Origin of the sequence: Streptomyces abyssalis (assembly GCF_001751365.1) — a bacterium.
Classification (GTDB): Bacteria; Actinomycetota; Actinomycetes; order Streptomycetales; family Streptomycetaceae; genus Streptomyces; species Streptomyces abyssalis.
This window is the reverse complement of record NZ_LJGT01000041.1, coordinates 20,137-39,732: the sequence shown is the minus strand read 5'-3', so window position 1 is coordinate 39,732 and position 19,596 is coordinate 20,137. Positions and strand designations below refer to the sequence as shown.

The 19,596-nt window shown below is 71.2% G+C and carries 16 protein-coding genes; 11 read left to right on the top strand and 5 right to left on the bottom strand.

The window, feature by feature from the left end:
- Positions 1–60: 60 nt before the first annotated feature.
- Positions 61–822: a histidine phosphatase family protein gene (locus AN215_RS20990; protein WP_079123293.1), complete on the bottom strand. Its 762-nt coding sequence runs from the start codon at positions 820–822 to the stop codon at positions 61–63.
- On the bottom strand, positions 819–2,135 hold the full coding sequence (gene hemL / locus AN215_RS20985) for a glutamate-1-semialdehyde 2,1-aminomutase (RefSeq protein ID WP_171904252.1): 1,317 nt from the start codon (positions 2,133–2,135) through the stop codon (positions 819–821). The genes AN215_RS20990 and hemL overlap by 4 nt, the downstream gene beginning before the upstream one ends.
- 198 nt (positions 2,136–2,333) lie before the next feature.
- On the opposite strand from hemL, the gene AN215_RS20980 reads away from it, so the two are divergent.
- Positions 2,334–2,888, top strand: a complete 555-nt coding sequence (locus AN215_RS20980) for a hypothetical protein (RefSeq protein ID WP_079123480.1) — start codon at positions 2,334–2,336, stop codon at positions 2,886–2,888.
- Positions 2,889–2,918: 30 nt separating this feature from the next.
- Here the strand turns inward: AN215_RS20980 and AN215_RS20975 are convergent, their stop codons facing one another.
- Both AN215_RS20975 and AN215_RS20970 read right to left on the bottom strand, forming a co-directional pair.
- Entirely contained in the window at positions 2,919–3,569 is a 651-nt protein-coding gene (locus tag AN215_RS20975; protein WP_079123292.1) for a TetR/AcrR family transcriptional regulator, read from the bottom strand.
- 76 nt (positions 3,570–3,645) lie between these two features.
- Complete coding sequence (locus AN215_RS20970; RefSeq protein ID WP_070008809.1) at positions 3,646–4,389, bottom strand: FadR/GntR family transcriptional regulator; 744 nt, start codon at positions 4,387–4,389, stop codon at positions 3,646–3,648.
- Between the two features lie 200 nt (positions 4,390–4,589).
- On the opposite strand from AN215_RS20970, the gene AN215_RS20965 reads away from it, so the two are divergent.
- The 8 genes from AN215_RS20965 (at position 4,590) to AN215_RS20930 (ending at position 14,003) form a co-directional block, all read left to right on the top strand.
- Positions 4,590–6,386 (top strand): L-lactate permease, encoded by a 1,797-nt coding sequence (locus tag AN215_RS20965; RefSeq protein ID WP_070008808.1) that lies wholly within the window; start codon positions 4,590–4,592, stop codon positions 6,384–6,386.
- 40 nt (positions 6,387–6,426) lie between these two features.
- Entirely contained in the window at positions 6,427–7,152 is a 726-nt protein-coding gene (locus tag AN215_RS20960; RefSeq protein ID WP_141743601.1) for a helix-turn-helix domain-containing protein, read from the top strand.
- A 337-nt stretch (positions 7,153–7,489) separates the two neighbouring features.
- Positions 7,490–9,028 (top strand): FAD-dependent oxidoreductase, encoded by a 1,539-nt coding sequence (locus tag AN215_RS20955; RefSeq protein WP_070008807.1) that lies wholly within the window; start codon positions 7,490–7,492, stop codon positions 9,026–9,028.
- Between the two features lie 97 nt (positions 9,029–9,125).
- Positions 9,126–9,461, top strand: a complete 336-nt coding sequence (locus AN215_RS20950) for a YnfA family protein (protein ID WP_070008806.1) — start codon at positions 9,126–9,128, stop codon at positions 9,459–9,461.
- 75 nt (positions 9,462–9,536) lie between these two features.
- On the top strand, positions 9,537–10,331 hold the full coding sequence (locus AN215_RS20945) for an SDR family NAD(P)-dependent oxidoreductase (RefSeq protein WP_070008805.1): 795 nt from the start codon (positions 9,537–9,539) through the stop codon (positions 10,329–10,331).
- Positions 10,332–10,600: 269 nt separating this feature from the next.
- Positions 10,601–11,545 carry a hypothetical protein gene (locus AN215_RS20940; RefSeq protein WP_079123290.1) on the top strand — a complete coding sequence of 315 codons (945 nt, stop codon included), beginning with the start codon at positions 10,601–10,603 and terminating at the stop codon, positions 11,543–11,545.
- A gap of 27 nt (positions 11,546–11,572) precedes the next feature.
- Positions 11,573–12,286: a DUF3558 family protein gene (locus tag AN215_RS20935; protein WP_070008803.1), complete on the top strand. Its 714-nt coding sequence runs from the start codon at positions 11,573–11,575 to the stop codon at positions 12,284–12,286.
- Between the two features lie 127 nt (positions 12,287–12,413).
- Positions 12,414–14,003, top strand: coding sequence for a DUF2637 domain-containing protein (locus AN215_RS20930; protein WP_079123479.1), 1,590 nt, complete (start codon positions 12,414–12,416; stop codon positions 14,001–14,003).
- Between the two features lie 75 nt (positions 14,004–14,078).
- Here the strand turns inward: AN215_RS20930 and lysS are convergent, their stop codons facing one another.
- Entirely contained in the window at positions 14,079–15,839 is a 1,761-nt protein-coding gene (gene lysS / locus AN215_RS20925; protein ID WP_070008801.1) for a lysine--tRNA ligase, read from the bottom strand.
- A 176-nt stretch (positions 15,840–16,015) separates the two neighbouring features.
- On the opposite strand from lysS, the gene argS reads away from it, so the two are divergent.
- Positions 16,016–17,791: an arginine--tRNA ligase gene (gene argS, locus AN215_RS20920; RefSeq protein WP_070008800.1), complete on the top strand. Its 1,776-nt coding sequence runs from the start codon at positions 16,016–16,018 to the stop codon at positions 17,789–17,791.
- Positions 17,792–17,959: 168 nt separating this feature from the next.
- A complete protein-coding gene (locus AN215_RS20915) occupies positions 17,960–19,462 on the top strand; it encodes an FAD-binding protein (RefSeq protein WP_070008799.1) in 1,503 nt (500 codons plus the stop codon).
- Positions 19,463–19,596: the final 134 nt, after the last annotated feature.

The window sequence follows — 19,596 nt, the reverse complement described above, 5'->3', positions numbered from 1 at the left end:
CGGCCGTCCGCAGCTGCGGCGGCCCGCCCGGGGTGACGCTCACGGAGGCTCCGGCCGCCCTCAGGCCCCGCGTCCTCCGCCGCCCCTGGAGGCCCTCGCTCCGGCGCGCAGGTGCGCGGGGACGAGGTCGCGGGCGGGCTCCGTGTAGCCGACGGAGACGATCTTGTCCCCGTTGAAGGTGAAGGTCGTGAGCGAGCCGAGAGTGCACTGCCGGCGGCGCGGGTCGTGCCACAGCCGGCGCCGTTCCACGAAGCTGCGCAGCGTCCAGATCGGCAACTGGTGCGAGACGCATACGGCTTCGTGGCCGCGTGCGGCGTCGCGCGCCGTGTCGAGCGCGGTGCGCATCCGCTGCACCTGGTGCACGTACGACTCGCCCCACGACGGACGGAACGGGTTGAAGAGATGGCGCCAGTTCGCGGGCTTGCGCAGCGCGCCGTCCCCGACGCCGACCGTCCTGCCCTGGAAGACGTTGTCGGCCTCGATCAGGCCGTCGTCACTGGCGACGTCCAGACCGTGCGCCTTGGCGATGGGCGCGGCCGTCTCCTGCGCGCGCTCCAGCGGCGAGGCGACGACGTATCTGACGTCGCGGTCGGCGAGATGCTCGGCGACGCGGTCGGCCATCCGGCGCCCCAGCTCGGAGAGGTGGTAGCCGGGCAGACGTCCGTAGAGGACGCCCCCCGGGTTCTCGACCTCGCCGTGGCGGATCACGTGCACGACGGTCACGGCCTCACCGGAGCCGCCGCGGGACCCTGGGAGTTCCAGTTCCGGGCCGCCGGGTCTTCCCCGGCCGTGGCCCGTGCCCGTACGGTCCTCGGCGCTCATGCCGTCGCCTCGGCGGCCGCACGGGCGGCGTCGGGCAGTGCGGCGACGACGCGCTCCAGCGCGCCGTCGTCATGTGCGGTCGAGACGAACCACGACTCGAAGGCGGACGGCGGCAGATAGACGCCCTGCTCCAGCATGGAGTGGAAGAGGGCCTTGAAGCGGAACGCCTCCTGTGCCCTGGCGCCCGCGTAGTCGGTGACCGGCGCGTCGGTGAAGAACACGGAGAACATGTTGCCCGCGACCTGCAGCCGGTGCGCGACGCCCGCCTTGGTCAGCGCTTCGGTCACGGCACCGCGCAGCTGCTCGGACGCCGCGTCGACGGCGGCGTACGCCCCGTCGTCCAGCAGCCGGAGCTGCGCGAGGCCGGCGGCCGTGGCGACCGGATTCCCGGAGAGGGTGCCGGCCTGGTAGACGGGGCCGGCGGGAGCCAGGTGCTCCATGACGTCGCGCCGTCCACCGAAGGCAGCGGCGGGGAAGCCGCCTCCCATGACCTTGCCGAACGTCATCAGATCGGGGACGACTTGGTCGATCCCGTACCAGCCCTGCTTGCTGACGCGGAAGCCCGTCATCACCTCGTCGGAGACGAACAGCGCGCCGTGCGCCCGGCAGATCTCCTTGAGCTGCTCGTTGAAGCCGGGCTCCGGCGGCACGATGCCCATGTTGCCGGGCGACGCCTCGGTGATGACGCATGCGATCTCGTCCGGCTGCGCGGCGAACGCTTCCCGCACGGCGTCGAGATCGTTGTACGGCAGCACGATCGTCTCGGCCGCCTGCGCGCCCGTCACGCCCGGGGTGTCGGGCAGCCCGAAGGTCGCGACGCCCGAACCGGCCGAGGCGAGCAACGCGTCGACATGCCCGTGGTAGCAGCCCGCGAACTTCACGACCTTCGCACGGCCCGTGAAGCCGCGCGCCAGCCGGATCGCGGACATCGTGGCCTCGGTGCCGGAGGAGACGAGCCGCACCTGCTCGACGGGCCCGACACGGTCCACGATCTCTTCCGCCAGGGCCACTTCGTCCTCGCCGGGCGTGCCGAAGGACGTACCGCGGCTCACCGCCTCCTGGACGGCGGCCAGCACCTCGGGGTGGGAATGGCCCAGAATCATCGGTCCCCATGAGCAGACGAGGTCGACGTACTCACGTCCGTCGGCGTCCATCAGGTACGGACCGGCACCGGAGGCCATGAAACGGGGCGTACCGCCCACGGCTTGGAACGCACGGACCGGAGAGTTCACGCCTCCCGGCGTCACGGCGGCGGCACGGTCGAAGAGCGACTGCGATACTGGGGCCTCGTACGAGTAAGTCACGAGGGCCATGGTGTCAGAGCATTCTCATGGCACTGCGTCGTCGTCCCGTCCGTGGGTATGCGAAGGGCAGCGAGCCGGTGAGGTACCGGCCCGGTGAAGCGGGGATTACCCAGGCCCTGCGGGGCGTTTCACGTTCCGCAGGACGGGGAGGTCTCTGACACGGTGATCGGGTTGCGCGGCGGCGGCCGCGAGTGGTCGGGTGGTGACATGCAGCGCGGTGGTGGACTGGGAGAGGGTACCGGGGACCTCGGTCCGGAGCGCGCGAGGGGACGTCACCGCAGAGACGCGGTGGACAGAGACTCTGGGAGCAGCAAGGGTGGCGGCCGAGTGGGGGTGACCTACAAGTATTTCGGCGCCCCGGACGGCGCGACCGCTGCCCGGGTCCCTGTGTCCATGCGCCCGGAGGAGCTCGGCGGCGACGAGCTGGGTCACGGCATGTTCACCAAGATCAAGCCCGAGACGATGGCCGCGATGGTGCTCACCGGCATCGAGGGCATACCTCTTCACCGGGTGCCGCCGCTCGAACTCGTCGTGCTGCACCCGGACTACGCCGTGGTGAAGCTGCCGATGACGGTCGTGGACCCGCTGCGGGGCATCGGCGAGGAGTCGGTCGGGGCCGCGGCGTTCATCTGGTCGACGGTCCCGGACCGTGCCGGCCCCCAGGACGCGTTCAACGTGTACCAACTTCTCCATGAATGGCAGGACTTCTCCGACCGCCTGCACATGGCGGGCCACCAGCCGTACTGCCTGGTGTGGCCCTGAGGCCCTGAGCACTCCGGGATGCTCCGGGTGCTACGGCCCCTCAGCCGTGAGATACCGCTGGACCGTCGGTCCGAGCCAGTTCACGATCTCCTCGTGCGTCAGCGCCGCCGCGGGCGGCAGCCTCAGCACGTAACGGCTCACGGCCATACCCAGGATCTGCGAGGCCACCAACGCGGCCCGCACCGGCACCTGTTGCGGATCGGGGCACACCGAGGCCACCACGGGGGCGACCTGGTCGCGGAAGACGGAATGGACCCGCTCGGCTCCCGCGGGGTTGGTTACGCCCACGCGCACCAGGGCGTTCAGCGTCTCGTCCCCCTCCCAGCGCTCCAGGAAGTGGCGTACGAGACGGGTGCCGGCCTCGTCGGCGGGGACGACGGTCAGCTCCGGCAGCCGGAGGTCGATCTCGGAGGCAGCGGCGAACAGGCCCTCCTTGTTGCCGAAGTAGCGCATGACCATCGACGGGTCGATGGCCGCGTCGCGCGCCACGGCGCGGATCGTCGCCCGCTCGTATCCGTCCGAGGCGAAGCGCTCGCGCGCCGCGCGAAGGATCGCCGCCCGTGTCGAATCGGAGCGGCGGGGCGGCCTGCCGTCCGTAGCGACCTGCGCGGAGACCGCGAGGTGCGCCGCCGCCCCGGCGTCCGCCTCCCGTGCGGGCCCGGGCTTCGCTTCGTCCTCCATGTCAACGAATGTAGGCCAACACTCGTTGACACGCCAGGCCGCTCCCGGCCGTCCTGCACGCCGAGGGCAGGGTCTCTCAGGGGACGGGCGACAGGGACGGGATGACGATGTCCCGGTGCACGGAGCGGATGTGCGCCTCCACCGCCTCACCGGCGCGCTCGGCCTCCCCGGCCGCGACGGCGTCGTAGATCGCCCGGTGCTCCGCGCGCAGCCGCGCGGCGACTGCCTCCCAGTCCTCGACCCGGTGGAAGACCGTCAGCAGGGTCTGGCGGACCGCGTTGCGCACGGAGACGGTCAGATCGGCGACCAGACGGTTGCCGGCGGCCTCCGCGATCGCCACGTGGAAGTCGGTGTCGCAGTCGTTGAACACCTCGCGCGGCAGCCCGACGGCGTCCATGCGGTCGAGCTGTTCGCGCATCCGGGCGAGGTCCTCTTCCTTGGCGCGCTCGGCGGCGAGCCTCGCGCTGGACCGCTCCAGCACGGCACGCGCCTCGACGACGTCGTCGAGGGGGAAGTGCGCCAGCGCGATGTGCAGCCTCAGGAACTGGGTGAGCCCGGCGTCGGGCATGGCCGCGATCACGTTCCCCGAGTCGGGCCCCGTGCCGACCCGCGGACGCAGCGCCCCCTGGGCCTCCAGCACGCGCAGCGCCTCCCGGATCGCCGCCCTGCTCACGCCGAGCATCTCGCTCAACTCCCGCTCGGGCGGCAGCCGGTCGCCCACCCTGAGCCGTCCGTCGAGGATGAGCTGCTCGATCCTGGTGAGCACCAGCTCGTACGTGCGTGAACGGGCTACGGGTTCCCAGTCGTCCTGCCCCGTCATGAAACCCCTCCCATATCCGCGACGCAGATCCACCCGCCCCCGAGCGCAACCGGGACGGCGCGGTCGCGGCGAGCGTAACCCAACCGCCCGTGGTTTGGTCCGACCAAAAGTCATGTGCGTTCTCTGGACAGCGAGTTGAGCTCTTCATAGTGTGTGGCAGCTTCATCGCATGGTCTGACCAAATCTGTACGGGGATCCCCTTGTATCAGCCCGCGCTCTCTCCGCTCTCCGGTGGCCTCGCGCTGTCGGCCCTCGTGGCCACCGTGCCGCTGCTCACTCTGTTCCTCCTGCTCGGAGCGGCTCGCGTCAGAGCCCACTGGGCAGGTCTCAGCGCCCTCGCGGTCGCCGTCGCCATCGCCGTCACCGTGTACGGGATGCCGTTCAAGCTGGCTGTCCTCACCGCGAGCGAGGGCGCGGTCTTCGGCCTCTTCCCCATCGGCTGGATCCTCGTCACGGCGATCTGGCTGTACCAACTGACGGTCGTGAGCGGGACGTTCGAGGATCTTCGCCAGTCCCTGCGGCTGATCAGCGACGATCCGCGCGTCCTCGCGGTGGTGCTCGCCTTCTGCTTCGGCGCCCTGCTGGAGGCGCTCGCCGGGTTCGGCGCGCCCGTGGCGATCACCGGGATCATGCTCATCGCGCTGGGCTTCCCGCCGTTCCGCGCCGCGGTCACGGTGCTCGTGGCCAACACGGTGCCCGTCGCCTTCGGCGCCATGGGCATCCCCGTCATCACCGCGGGCGAGCTGACCAAGATCCCGTACACCGAGATCGGCGAGTACGTCGGCCGCCAGGTGCCGGTGCTCGCGCTCGTGGTGCCGCTGCTGCTGACGCTGCTGGTGGACGGGGTACGGGGGCTGCGCCAGATCTGGCCGGTCGCGATCGTGTGCGGCGTGACCTTCGCAGTCGTCCAGTTCGTCAGCTCGAACTTCATCTCGGTCGAACTGACCGACATCATCACCTCGCTCGCCAGTCTCGTGGCGGCGGTCGTCTTCCTGCGGTTCTGGCAGCCGCGCGGCACCGAGCAGGCGAAGGCCGAACTGCTCCGCGACGGCGGCGGATCCGGTGCCGCAGGCCCCGGCGGCCAGGGAAGTCCCGGCAACGGCGGGGGTGTCCACGGCAGCCGGCAGCAGCACCACGGCGGCGGTCCGGGCGGACACACGATGCCCGTGACGCGGGCTGCCCGCGGCGGCGGAGGCGGGGCCCACTCAGGTCGGGGGGCCCACGGAGCGCCTTCCGTACGGCCGGAGACCGACGGCAAGCGGCTGGCCACGGCCTTCGCCCCGTACATCATCGTCATCTCGGTGTTCTCCGTGGCCCAGCTGTGGACGCCCGTCAAGGAGTTCCTCGGCGACACGGACATCGCCGTCCCGTGGCCCGGGCTCGACGGGATGCTGCTCACGGTCAACGGCAACGAGGTCGACTCCACCGTCTACAACCTCGCCTGGCTTTCGTCGCCGGGCACTCTCCTGCTGCTCTCCGGCCTGCTCACGGCGCTGGTCCTCCGTATCGAACCGCAGGTGGCGCTACGGGAGTTCGGGGCGACCCTGGTCAAGCTGCGCACCGCGCTGCTCACCGTCGCGTCCGTGCTCGCGCTCGCGTACGCGATGAACCTGTCGGGGCAGACCATCACGATCGGCACCTGGATAGCCGGGAGCGGGAGCGCGCTCGCGCTGCTCTCGCCGGTGCTCGGCTGGTTCGGGACCGCGGTGACGGGTTCCGACACCTCGTCCAACGCCCTCTTCGCCAGCCTGCAGTTCGCCGCCGCCAAGGGAGCCGGGCTCGATCCGACGCTGCTGGTCGCGGGCAACACCTCCGGCGGCGTCGTCGGAAAGATGATCAGCCCTCAGAACCTCACCATCGCGGCCACGGCGGTCGGCTGCGCGGGACAGGAGTCGGAGCTGCTGCGCGCGACGCTCAAGTGGAGCCTCGGACTCCTGTTTGTTCTCTGCGTGTTGATCTATGCACAGTCCGGCATCCTGGCCTGGACGCTGGGCTAGGACCTTTGACATCCTTTGACCTTCTGGCCGGAGCTGCGCCGTGAGGAAGCCGACCGAAGAAGTGGACCGCTTGTCCCAGTACACGTCATCCGATCCTCGCAGGCCCGCGTTCAACCGGGAGGCCGCGCGCAGCACGCGCCAGGCCCTCGGGATGCGGGCCGAGGACGTCGCGGCCACGATGCTCAGCGCCTACGGGGTCCAGGTCACCCCGCTGACCGTGCTCAGCTGGGAGTCGGGCGACCAGAGCCCCGGGGAGCGGGAGTTGACCGCGCTGGCGGGTGTGCTGTGGTGCTCCGTCGGCGACTTGATGGGGTCGCTCAGCAGCGTCCACCAGCACCGCCTCGCCCGCGGGGTCTCCGCGTTCGACATGGCCCTGCGGCTGGGCCTCCACCCGTCCGAGTACGAGGAGATGGAGCGCGGCGGCCAGTGGCAGCTGACCGACCGCCAGGCCGAACTGCTCGGGGACGCGCTGGCGTTGCCGCTCCGCGCGCGGCTGGACATCAACGGACAGGGTGCCGAGCTGGGCGAGTTGCTGCTGCGGGCGGTCACGACCCGCTGGCAGCCGTACGTACAGCCCGTGTGCAAGCTCCTCGACCTGCGCAGGGCCCGCGTCAGCGGGATCCTGCACCACCTGCACTCCGAGTACCAGGACATGGTCGGCACGGTGGACTGGGGCGGCGGGACGATCTCCATGGAGCCCGGCGAAGAGGGCCGGGCCTTCCTCGCGCGGCTGGTGGACCTGTTCTGCGCGCGGCTGGACGCCTGAACGGGGCGCGCCGTGCGGCGCCACGGGCGATGCTCGGGCCGACGCACCGGGCGGCCTGACGCCGCATTCCCCCTTGGCCTGGGCCGCATTGCCCCTTGCCCCTTGCCCCGTGCCCTGGCTCACCCGAGCCGGTTTCCGGCCGGCCAACCGCCGTGGCCGCACGCCTTGTTCCGGACGCCGGAGCGTCGTTCCCCGTTCCGGTCCGTACGACCCGTACCCACGTCAACACTTGTGGGCCAACATGTGTTGACGTCTGCGACGGCCCCTCCTACCGTGGTGCCAACGGGCGTTGACCCGCGCCAGGCACGTCGCATCCGCACACCACGGGGAGGACTCCATGGCAAGCAGCGGGACCGGGAAGGCACCTGAGGCGGGCCACGCCCCCGACGTGCTCGTCGTGGGCGCCGGGCCCACCGGTCTGATGGCCGCAGGGGATCTCGCCGAGGCCGGGCACGCGGTCACTCTGGTCGAGCGGCGCGACGAGACCGTCAGCAACCTCTCCCGCGCGCTCGTCGTGCACGCCCGCACCCTGGAACAGATGGACACCCGGGGCCTGGCGGACGAACTGGTCGGCACAGGCGCGCGGATGCAGTCGCTCGGCCTCTTCGGGCGCGCGGTGCTCGATCCTTCGCAGCTGCCGAGCCGGTTTCCGTTCGTGCTGGTCACAGGGCAGTTCGAGGTGGAGCGGCTGCTTGAGCGGCGTGCCCGAAAGGCCGGAGTGACGTTCCTGTACGGCACGGAGGTCGTGGAGCTGCGTCAGGACGGCTCCGGCGTCGAGGCCGACGTCACGGCGGCGGGCGCGCCGGGAGCCCCGGCGGAAGAGCTCCGGACGCTGCGCGCCCCGTACGTCATCGGCAGCGACGGCGTGCACAGCACCGTCCGCGAACTGCTCGGCCTGCCCTTCCCCGGCAAGTCCGTCGTCCGCTCCATCGTGCTCGCCGACGTACGGCTGACCGATCCTCCCGCCACCCCCTTCCTCGTCAACGCGACGAAGGACGCCTTCGCCCTCATCGCGGGCTTCGGCGACGGCTACTACCGGGTCGCGGGCTGGAACCGCCACCGGCAGCTCCCGTACGGGGAGGTGCCGGATCTGGAGGAGGTCAGGGAGCTCGCGGTGCGGGCGCTGGGCTCCGACCACGGAATGCACGACCCCCGCTGGATGTCCCGTTTCCACAGCGACGAACGGCAGGCGCCGCGCTACCAGGTGGGCCGTGTCTTCCTCGCCGGAGACGCAGCCCACGTCCACTCGCCGGCCGGCGGCATGGGCATGAACACCGGGCTGCAGGACGCGGCCAACCTCACCTGGAAGCTCTCGGCGGTGCTCCGCGGCCACTCCCCGGCGACCCTGCTGGAGACGTACGACAGCGAACGGCACCCGGTGGGCACTCTCGTTCTGCGGATGAGCGGCGCCATCATCCGGCTCGCGCTCGCGCACTCCCCCGCCGGGCGTGCGCTGCGCTCCGTGGGTGCCGAAGTCCTCAGCCGCGTACGCCCGTTGACGAGTCGCGGCGTGCGCATGGTCTCCGGCATCGGGATCTCCTACCCCTCACCCCGCGGCTCCCACCCGCTCGCCGGAAAGCGGGTGCCGGATCTGCCGCTCGCCTCGGGGCGGCTCTACGAGGCGCTGCGCGGGGGCGCGTTCGTCCTCGTCTCACCGCTCGGCGCGCCGCCTCCGGACACGAGCACGGAGGCCGACGACCGTACGGTCCATGTGCGTTCGGCGGCCGTCGGCAAGCGGACCTTGCTGATCCGGCCTGACGGCCACATCGCCTGGGCGAGCGACAGGCCGGACCCGCAGGGGCTGCGCCAGGCGCTGACGCAGTGGACCGGTTCGCCGGCGGTGCGGGCCGTGGCGGAGCGGGACTCCGCGGCATAGCGGGACTCCCCGGCATTGCGGGAAGGGGCGCCGGCGATGCCGGGGAGGGCTCCGAACGGCCGGCTGACTCCCGCCCGCCCTCGCGTAGCCTGCGGTCATGCTCATCGCCCGCTCCGTCGCCCTGTTCCTCTTCGCGGCGCTCATGGAGATCGGCGGGGCATGGCTCGTCTGGCAGGGCGTGCGCGAACACCGCGGCTGGGCCTGGATCGGGGCCGGCGTGATCGCCCTGGGGATCTACGGCTTCGTGGCCACGCTCCAGCCGGACGCCCACTTCGGGCGCATCCTCGCCGCGTACGGAGGCGTCTTCGTCGCCGGTTCTCTCGCGTGGGGCATGGCGGTCGACGGGTTCCGGCCCGACCGCTGGGACGTGACGGGCGCGTTGATCTGCCTCGCCGGAGTCGCGGTGATCATGTACGCACCGCGCGGCCACTGAGACGACCGCACCCGGCTCCCCCAGCAGCAGACGGCTCCTCGGCCGGCGTGCGGCGGCACGACGTAGCCTTTGGCCATGAGCAACCGCACTGCCGTCATCAGCGGCGCCAGCAGTGGCATCGGCGCCGCCACCGCACGCCAACTGGCCGCAGCCGGCTACCGGGTCGTGCTCACCGCCAGGCGTCAGGACCGGATCGACGCTCTGGCGGCCGAGTTGACCGACGCGGGCCACGAAGCGGTGGCCCTCCCGCTCGACGTCACCGACCGCGCGGCCGTCGACGCCTTCGCGGCGGGCTTGGACCGCTGCGACGTCCTCGTCAACAACGCGGGCGGCGCCCTCGGTACGGACCCTGTCGCCACCGCCGACCCGGCGGACTGGCGCAAGATGTACGAGGTCAACGTCCTCGGCGTACTCCACCTCACCCAGGCCCTGCTGCCGGCGCTGGCCCAGGCTCCCCCCGGGCCCGACGGCCCGGGCGGTGCCCCCACGTCCGGCGGAGGAACGGTCGTGGTCGTCTCCTCCACCGCGGCGCACGCCACGTACGAGGGCGGGGGCGGCTACGTCGCCGCCAAGCACGGCGCCCACGTGCTGGCCGAGACCCTGCGCCTGGAGCTGTGCGGGGAGCCCGTACGCGTCATCGAGATCGCACCCGGCATGGTGAAGACCGACGAGTTCGCCCTCACCCGCTTCCGCGGTGACGCCGCCCGGGCCGCCAAGGTCTACGAAGGCGTCGCCGAGCCGCTGACCGCGGAGGACGTCGCCGACACGATCGCCTGGACCGTGACCCGCCCGCCGCACGTCAACGTCGACCTGCTGGTCGTACGTCCGCGTGCGCAGGCGTCCAACACCAAGGTCCACCGCGAACGCTGAGGCTCCCCGCCGCCGCGACGAGCGCCCCGGGTTCCGTGTAGGGCATCTCACTCCGCCCGCTCACGGACAGAACGCAAGAAGACGCACCAAGTGCGCGAAACGGAAAAGCGGGACTTCGCGCAACATAAACGCCACGGGGACGGACGGCCCCGCCGTGCGTGCGGTAGACATTGTCTTCCGTGGCCCCGTCACGGTGGCGGGACGCTTCGACCGGACGGCAGCAGAGCCGAGCAGGAGGCAGGACAGTGCAGCGGAGGGCAAGGACGTATGTGACCGGCGTCGCGCTGGCCGTCATGCTCTCCGGAGGCCTCACCGCCTGCACCGGGTCGTCCGACGAGGGTGACGGCGAGGACACCAAGCCCGGCACCTCCTCCTCCGCCGCGCCCCCGGCCGAGCCCGGCAGATACAGCACGCTCCCGGAGCCGTGCGGAGCCGTCGGCGTGGAGACGCTGAAGAAGCTGCTCCCCGGAGCCGAGGCGGCCGAGGACACGGCCGCGAGCAGCGCTTCGGGCAAGGGCACGGACGACGAGAAGGCCTCACCGTACGAGGGCGAGGCCACCGTCACCTACGACACCGACCGGCGCGTGGGCTGCCGCTGGAAGAGCGCCACCAGCCTCGCCAGCCGCCACCTCACCGTCGACCTGGAACGCGTCGTGTCCTACGACCCGGCCGTGAGCGACGACGAGCAGGCGCAACTGCTGTACGACGAGCGCGCGGGCCAGGCCGAGATCCCGACCGACGACGAGAGCAGCCCACCGCCCGAGGACGCCGAAGGCGGCGGCGAGGACAGCAGCGCCGACGACTCCGCCGAGGGCGACGGCGACGGCAGCGGCGACGGCAAGAGCGGCGACGAGAGCGAGAGCGCGGACAACGGGAGCGGGGGCGACGGCGGGAGTGATGAATCCGACAACGGCTCCCAGGCTCCAGGCGAACCCGGAGATGCCGCCGAGTCGTCTCAGCCCCAGGACGAGGATCTCTCCCCTCGTAAGCTCGACGGCCTCGGGGACGGCGCCTACATCGACGACCAACTGGACACCGGCGACTCGGGAGTCCACCGCGACATCACGGTCGTGTTCCGAAGCGGGAACGTGATCGCCACCGTCAAGTACGACCAGTGGCTCACCGACAAGCGGCGTACCCCGGACAGCGCCGAGTTGCAGGAGAAGGCCCGTAGCGTGGCCGCAGAGCTCGCTGCCGGCTTCGATGACAACTGACGCAGACAGACTGGAAGCGAAGGAATCATGCCCCGTAACGCACAGCGAACCCCACAGCGACGATCACCGCGTCTCGCCCGGACGCTCGCCTGCGCGGCAGTCGCCCTTCCCGCACTGCTCGTGGCGGGCTGCTCCTCCGACTCCGGTGGCGAGAACGGCGGTTCGGCCTCGTCCGAGCAGGGCGACAGCGCGCCGAGCGCGGCTCCGGTCAAGTTCAAGGAGCTCCCGGACGCCTGCAAGACGCTCTCCAAGGACACCGTCAAGGAGCTGACGCCGAAGACGGAGAACGCCTCGGGCAAGCGGATCGGGTCGGGCAACACCCAGGACTCCGGCAGCTGCCTGTGGAGCGGCCTGGACAAGTTCGACTACCGGCAGCTGACCGTCTCCCTCAAGCGCTTCGAGTCCGACTCCTCGCGCGGCTCCGGCGACAAACTGGCCGGCGCGTTCCTCAAGCAGCAGGCCGACGCCCTGCAGGCGGAGAAGTCCAACAAGGGCCTGAAGTCCTCTCCGGTCAGCGGCATCGGCGACAAGGCGACCGCCCTCAGCTACGAGGTGGAGAAGAAGGACGGCGACAAGTCCGAGAACTTCCGCGAGCACCGTCTCGTCGTACAGACCGCGAACGTCGTCGTGACGGTGGACTACGCCGGCGCCGGTTTCGAGAGCGGCAAGACCCCCGGTGCGGACGAGTTGAAGAAGAACGCCGACAAGGCGGCCAAGGAAGCGGTCGCTTCCCTCAAGTGACGCTCGGTGCCCCTCCCGGCGCCGGCCCCGCCGCACACCCGTGCGGCGGGGACTTGACGCATGTGCCAGTCTGGTGCGCCGCGCAGGTTTCCAAGGGTGGGGGACAACTCCAGTGCAGGCCGTACAACTGACTCGTACACACCGCATATTGGTCGCGGTGGTGGTCGTCGGTGCCGTGACGATCGCCGCCATCGGGTTCGCCGGATCCTTCGCCGCCGTGCGCGATCTCGCCGCACGGAAGGGCTTCGGCGCCTTCGCCCCGTTCTTCCCCATCGGCATCGACGCGGGCATCGTCGTACTGCTCGCGCTGGACCTGCTGCTCACCTGGATCCGCATACCGTTCCCGCTGCTGCGCCAGACGGCGTGGCTGCTCACCGCGGCAACCATCGCCTTCAACGGCGCCGCCGCCTGGCCGGACGCACTCGGCGTCGGCATGCACGCGGTGATCCCCGTCCTCTTCGTCGTCTCGGTCGAGGCCGCGCGGCACGCGATCGGACGGATCGCGGACATCACCGCCGACAAGCACATGGAGGGCGTGCGGATCTCGCGCTGGCTGCTCGCGTTCCCCTCCACCTTCCGGCTGTGGCGGCGCATGAAGCTGTGGGAGCTGCGCAGTTACGACGAGGTCATCCGCATGGAACAGGAGCGGCTCGTCTACGAGGCCCGGCTCCAGGCCCACTACGGGCGCGGCTGGCGGCGCAAGGCTCCGGTGGAGTCGCTGATGCCGCTCAAGCTCGCGCGTTACGGCGTACCGCTCGCCGAGACCGGGCCGTCCGGGCTGGCGGCCGCGGGCATCGAGGCACCGGCGACCCTGACGCGTACGGGCACGGGCACGGCGGCCCCCGCCGGCGGACGGCGGCGCGCGGCGCTCACGGCGGGGGCGGCGCCGGAGGCGGATGAGCAGGAGCAGGTGTACGAGCAGGGGTACGAGTACGAGCAGGGGCACGAGCGCGGGAACCGGCAACCGGAGCAGCGGGAACGCACCTTGCGGAAGCGGTACGAGGAGCCCGGGGAACGCGAACGCCCGGAGTACGCGCAGCCGCAGGAGTACGCGCAGCCGCAGGAGTACGCGGAGCGTCCGGACCGCGCCGGGCCGGAGCAGCGCCCGCAGCCCGAACAGCAGGTCCTCTACGACCAGTTGGCGCCGGAAGAGACGCGGCGGCCGGAACCCGCCGCGGCAGCACCACCGCCGCAGCAGGAGGCGCAGCCGCAGCAGGCGACCGCCCCCGAATACACCTACGCCGCCGAGACGCAGCCCTCCGGTCCCCAGGTCACCGTTCCGGTCGGCCCGGGCCGCCGCCGCGCGCTCGGCAGTTCCAACGCACCCGGCGGCGGCAACGGACCCGCCTATCTGCCGCCCCAACGGGCCCAGGAACAGCAGTTGTTCATCGAGCCCGGATCCGACGTAGCCGCAGCGGACGACTACCAGTACGCCACCGAACGCGATCCCGCCCCTCCGGCGGCCTCCGGCTCCGACGACGCACAGCCGGTCGGCATACCGGACGGAGTGCCGCGCGAGGAGTTCTACTTCTCCGCCTACCGTCAGTTCATCGCGTCACAGGGCGGCTTCCCCAACGCACGCCAGCTCTCCCGCGATCTGCACGAGCGCCACGGCGTGACCAACGCCGACGGCACACTGCTCGGCGAGGCCTATCTGCGTGGCTATCTGCGGGAGTTCAGGGAGCGCTACAACACCGAGATGGGCCTCGCGGGCTGACGGCCGACCGGCAACCCGGCCGGCCGCACGGACCCGCGGCGAGCCTGTGCCGGGCCCCCGGCCGCCCGGCCTGAGTCAGGCGCCGAGCAGCTTGCGCACCCGGTCCGTCCCCACCGCCAGCAGCAGCGTGGGCAGCCGCGGGCCGGTCTCGCTGCCCACGAGCAGCTTGTAGACCAGCGCGAAGAACGAGCGCTGGGCCACCTTCAGTTCGGGCGTCGGCTTCGCCTCGGGGTCGATGCCCGCCTGCACCTTCGGTACCCCGTACACGAGCTGGGTCAGGCCCTCCAGTGACCAGTGGCCGTCCAGCCCGTCCAGCAGCAGCCGCAGCGACTCGCGCTGAGCGTCGTCCAGCGACTCCAGCAGCGCGGTGTCCGGCTCGTCCCGTACGCGCGTGCGCTGCTCCGCCGGGACCTGCGTGGTGATCCAGCGCTGCGCGCGGTCGAGCCGCGGCCTCACCTCATCGAGCGAACGAACCGGACGCTCCGGGTCCAGCTCGGTGAGGATCCGCAGCGTCTGCTCGTCGTTGCCCGCTGTCACGTCCGCCACGGACGCCAGCGTGCGGTACGGCAGCGGACGCGGCGTCGCCGGCAGCGGCCCGGCGGCCGTCGAGGAGGCACGCAGATGCGCGGCGGCGTCGGCGGGCTGCGCGCTGCCCGCGGCGAGCTTGCGCTCCAGGGCGTCCCACTCGTCGTAGGTGCGCTGGATCTCCTGGTCGAAGGCGACCTTGAAGGACTGGTTCGGGCGGCGGCGCGCGTAGAGCCAGCGCAGCAGCGGAGCCTCCATAATCTCCAGCGCGTCGGCCGGGGTGGGCACTCCGCCCTTCGACGACGACATCTTGGCCATGCCGCTGATGCCGACGAACGCGTACATCGGCCCGATGGGCTGCTCGGCGCCGAAGATCTCCTTCACCAGCTGCCCGCCGACGACGAAGGACGAACCGGGCGACTGGTGGTCGACGCCGCTCGGCTCGAAGACCACGCCCTCGTACGCCCAGCGCATCGGCCAGTCGACCTTCCAGACGAGCTTGCCGTGGTCGAACTCGCTCAGCAGCACCCTCTCGGTGTGTCCGCAAGTGCCGCACACGTAGGTCAGCTCGGTCGTCGCGTCGTCGTAGGCCGTCACCTTCGTCGTGTCCCGGCCGCAGGCCGTGCAGTACGGCTTGTACGGGTAGTACTCACCGGCGCCCGTGCCCGAGCCGTCGTCCTCGGCGGCGGCTCCGGAGCCCTCCGCGGCCTCGATCTCTGCGGCGTCCGGCTCGCCCTGCTTCTGCTTCTTCTGCTGCTGCTTCTTGCCGCCGGGCGCCGACGCGGCCTTGTCCAGCGTCCGGTAGCGGTCCAGCACGGCGTCGATGCGCTCGCGTTCACGCATCGCGAAAAGGATCTGCTCGCGGTAGGCGCCCGAGGTGTACATCTCCGTCTGGCTGATGCCGCGGTACTCGACGCCGAGCTCGGCGAGGGAGTCCGCCATCGCCGCCTTGAAGTGCTCGCCCCAGCTTCCGTACGGGCTGCCGGGAGGCGCGGGCACGGAGGTCAGCGGCCTGCCGATGTGCTCGTCCCACGAGGAGTCGACGCCCTCGACGCCGGCGGGCACCTTGCGGAACCGGTCGTAGTCGTCCCAGGAGATGATGTGCTCGCAGGGGACACCGCGCCGCTTGATCTCGTCGGCGACCAGGTGCGGAACCATGACCTCGCGCAGATTGCCCAGGTGGATCGGGCCGGAGGGCGAGAGACCGGAGGCGCAGACCACTGGTTTCCCCGGCGCGCGACGCTCCGCCTCGGCGACGACGTCATCGGCGATACGGGAGACCCAGTCGGTCTCGGTGGTGGTCTGAGCCACTTCCGGCACTTCCTTCTCTCTTCTCTCTCTTCTCTCTGCTCTGCCGAGCCTGCGGGGCCCATTCTCCCACTGAGCCGGGCCGCGTTTCACACCGAATACTGCTGCGACGGCGGGCGGACCCGCGTGAAATACTCGGATTCCGACCCAGCCACCCACGTACGGAACGGCTCGCATTCATGCCCTCGGTCCCCTCGCTCGCCGCCACGCTCCACATGCGCCTCGCGGAGGCCGTCTCGGCCGCTCTTCCGCAGGACACCCCCGCAGAGTGGATCGACCCCATGCTGCGGCGCAGCGACCGGGCGGACTTCCAGGCCAACGGCATGCTGGCGCTCGCGAAGCGGCTCAAGGCGAACCCGCGCGAGCTGGCCGGGCAGGTCGTGGAGAGCCTGCCGCCCAACGAGGAGATCGGCTCCGTCGAGGTCTCGGGCCCCGGCTTCGTCAACATCGGAGTGAGGGACGCGGCCGTCCTGCGCAACCTCGCCGCGCGCTCCGACGACGAGCGGCTGGGCGTTCCGTACGCCGAGCGGCCCGGCACCACGGTGATCGACTACTCGCAGCCGAACGTGGCGAAGGAGATGCACGTCGGCCACCTGCGCTCGACGGTCATCGGCGACGCGGTCACGCAGATCCTCGAATTCCGCGGTGAGAAGGTGGTCCGGCGCCACCACATCGGCGACTGGGGCACCCAGTTCGGCATGCTCATCCAGTATCTGGTCGAGCATCCGCACGAGTTGGACCACGAGTCGGACGCCGCGGACGCGAAGGACCAGGGCGAGGCTGCGATGGCCCGCCTCAACCGGCTGTACAAGTCCGCCTATTCGCTCTTCGAGTCCGACGAGGCGTTCAAGACCCGTGCCCGCGACCGGGTCGTGCTGCTGCAGTCGGGCGACGAGGAGTCCCTCACCCTCTGGCACAAGATCGTCGACGAGTCGAAGACGTACTTCCAAGGTGTCTACGAGACGCTCGACGTCGAGATCAGGGACGAGGACATCGTCGGCGAGAGCGCCTACAACGACGGCCTCCAGGCCGTCGTGCGGGACCTGGAGTCCTCCGGCGTGGCCGTGCGCTCCGAGGGCGCCCTGTGCGTCTTCTTCGACGACGTGAAGGGCCCCGACGGCACGCCCACCCCGCTGATCGTGCAGAAGTCCAACGGCGGCTTCGGCTACGCCGCCACCGACCTGGCGGCCATCCGCGACCGCATCGGCACCCTCGAGGCCGACACCGTGCTGTATGTGGTGGACGCCCGCCAGGCCCTGCACTTCCGCATGGTCTTCGAGACCGCGCAGCGGGCCGGCTGGCTCCCCGAAGGCGCCGCCCGGCAGCTTGCGTTCGGCACGGTCCTCGGCAAGGACGGCAAGCCGTTCAAGACCCGCGCGGGCGAGTCCGTGCGGCTGGTCGACCTGCTGGAGGAGGCGACCCAGCGGGCGGCTCTCGTCGTACGGGAGAAGGCGCAGGACCTCACGGAGGACGAGATCCGGGAGCGTGCCGCGCAGGTCGGCATCGGCGCGGTCAAGTACGCGGACCTGTCCAACTCCATGACCAGGGACTACGTCTTCGACCTGGACCGGATGGTCTCCCTGCAGGGCGACACGAGCGTCTATCTCCAGTACGCCTACGCGCGCATCCAGTCGATCTTCCGCAAGGCGGGCGACGAGAAGCCGCAGGTGCATCCGACGGTGGAGCTGGAGCCGGCAGAGCGCGCGCTGGCGCTGCACCTGGACGAGTTCGGCGACACGCTCGCAGCGGTGGCCGCGACCTACGAACCGCACAAGCTGGCCGCGTACCTGTACGAACTGGCCACGCTCTACAGCCCGTTCTACGAGAACTGCCCGGTGCTGAAGGCCGAGACACCGCAGTTGGTGCAGAACCGGCTCTTCCTGTGCGACCTCACCGCCCGCACGCTCCGCCAGGGCATGACCCTGCTCGGCATCCGCACACCCGAGCGACTCTGACCCGGCCCGCCGGGCGGGCGCATCCAGCCGGTCGTACGCACGGCCTGATGCGCCCGCAACGGCACCATTTGTGCCGTAAGTCCCGGTGAACCTGGCGCGCCGTCACCTCCCCCGAAGTAGCATCCACGGCCGGGAGACACCCGCTGACGCCGCATCAGGAGGACGCCCATGCGCTCGGAACCGCACTCGGAAAGCCCGGAACCGTCCAGACGGACCGCTGCCCTGTACGGCCTGGCCACCGCCGCGGCGGTCGTCGGATTCGACCCCTCGGCGCGCGCCTGGGCCACCGAACGCACCGCGCCCCGGCGGCCCGCCGACGGCGGATTCGACCATGTGCCGCCCCTGGACGGCGAGTTGCTCACCGACGACGCCTCGCGCGACGCCGCCGCCGAGGACTTCGGGCACATCGTCCACCGGCGCCCGGCGGCGGTTCTGCGACCCGGGTCCGTCGACGACGTCGTGGTGATGGTCCGCTTCTGCCGCAAGCACCGCATTCCCGTGGCGCCGCGCGGCCAGGGGCACGCGACGTACGGGCAGGCGCAGACCGAGGGCGGACTGGTGATCGAGACCGGCCCGCTGAAGCACATCGGCCCCGTCCGGAAACGTGAGGTGACCGTCGGAGCGGGCGCCCGCTGGAGCTCGGTCGCCAAGTCCACGCTGCGGCACGGGCTCACGCCACCGGTCTTCACCGACTATCTCGAACTCTCCGTCGGCGGCACTCTCTCGGTCGGCGGTCTCGGCGGCCAGACCCACCGGCACGGCGCCCAGACGGACACCGTCACCGAGCTCCAAGTGGTCACAGGCGCGGGCGAGTTGGTCAGCTGCTCGGCCACGCGGCACGCGGATCTCTTCGACGCGGTACGGGCGGGCCTCGGCCAGTGCGCCGTCGTCGTGGGCGCCACGCTGCGCCTCGTACGCGCGCCGAGGACGGTGCGCCACTTCCAACTGCCGTACGCGGAGCTGGAGGTGTTCCTGGAGGACCAGCGGCGGCTGATCGCCGAGCGCCGCTTCGACTACGTCGAGGGGCTGGTTCTCCCTGACGAGACCGGGGCCTTCCGCGTGCACGTGCTGGAGGCCGTCGCCTACGGCCCCCCAGCAGGCCCCGAGCCGGACGACGAGGAGCTGCTGGCGGGCCTGCGCTTCGAGAGCGCGGGCATGACCGCGGACACTCTCGACTACTACGCGTTCCTGGACCGGCTCGCCCCCTCCGTCGCCGAACAGAAGGAGCAAGGCCTCTGGGACGACCCGCACCCCTGGCTGAACCTGCTTCTGCCGTCGGCCTCCGTGGAGTCCCTGGCGTCCGGCATCCTCGGCGGTCTCAAGCCGGAGGACGTCGGCAGCAGCGGCGTCGTACTGCTCTACCCCATGCGCCGGGAGCTGCTGCGCACGCCGCTTCTGCGGATGCCGGACGACCCGGTTCCGTACCTGCTCGCCGTGCTGCGCACCGGCCCGCCGGACGACCCCGCGACCGTCCGGCGGCTGCTCGCCGCCAACCGCGCGGCCTACGAGACGGTGCGGGACGCGGGCGGCAAGCAGTATCCGGTGGGCTCCATCCCCTTCCGGCGGCAGGACTGGCGGGACCACTTCGGGCGCGCCTGGCCTGCCCTGGCGGCGGCCCGCCGGCGATACGACCCGGCGGGCATCCTCGCCCCGGGCCAGGGCATCTTCTGACCGGCTGACCGCCCGGGTACCGGCACCCCGGCCGGCAGACCTCCCGGCTCTGCGCCGCAGGTCTGCCGGTCAGGGATCTTCAATACGCAACCATCGCTCTGATACTTTCAACTCGGCTGCGAAAAAGGGCTGTT

Bases quoted from the DNA above. Each gene is read 5' to 3' on its own strand.
- AN215_RS20990 (WP_079123293.1), bottom strand. From the start codon at position 822: ATGAGCGCCGAGGACCGTACGGGCACGGGCCACGGCCGGGGAAGACCC.
- hemL (WP_171904252.1), bottom strand. From the start codon at position 2,135: ATGGCCCTCGTGACTTACTCGTACGAGGCCCCAGTATCGCAGTCGCTC.
- AN215_RS20980 (WP_079123480.1), top strand. From the start codon at position 2,334: ATGCAGCGCGGTGGTGGACTGGGAGAGGGTACCGGGGACCTCGGTCCG.
- AN215_RS20975 (WP_079123292.1), bottom strand. From the start codon at position 3,569: ATGGAGGACGAAGCGAAGCCCGGGCCCGCACGGGAGGCGGACGCCGGG.
- AN215_RS20970 (WP_070008809.1), bottom strand. From the start codon at position 4,389: ATGACGGGGCAGGACGACTGGGAACCCGTAGCCCGTTCACGCACGTAC.
- AN215_RS20955 (WP_070008807.1), top strand. From the start codon at position 7,490: ATGGCAAGCAGCGGGACCGGGAAGGCACCTGAGGCGGGCCACGCCCCC.
- AN215_RS20950 (WP_070008806.1), top strand. From the start codon at position 9,126: ATGCTCATCGCCCGCTCCGTCGCCCTGTTCCTCTTCGCGGCGCTCATG.
- AN215_RS20945 (WP_070008805.1), top strand. From the start codon at position 9,537: ATGAGCAACCGCACTGCCGTCATCAGCGGCGCCAGCAGTGGCATCGGC.
- AN215_RS20935 (WP_070008803.1), top strand. From the start codon at position 11,573: ATGCCCCGTAACGCACAGCGAACCCCACAGCGACGATCACCGCGTCTC.
- argS (WP_070008800.1), top strand. From the start codon at position 16,016: ATGCCCTCGGTCCCCTCGCTCGCCGCCACGCTCCACATGCGCCTCGCG.
- AN215_RS20915 (WP_070008799.1), top strand. From the start codon at position 17,960: ATGCGCTCGGAACCGCACTCGGAAAGCCCGGAACCGTCCAGACGGACC.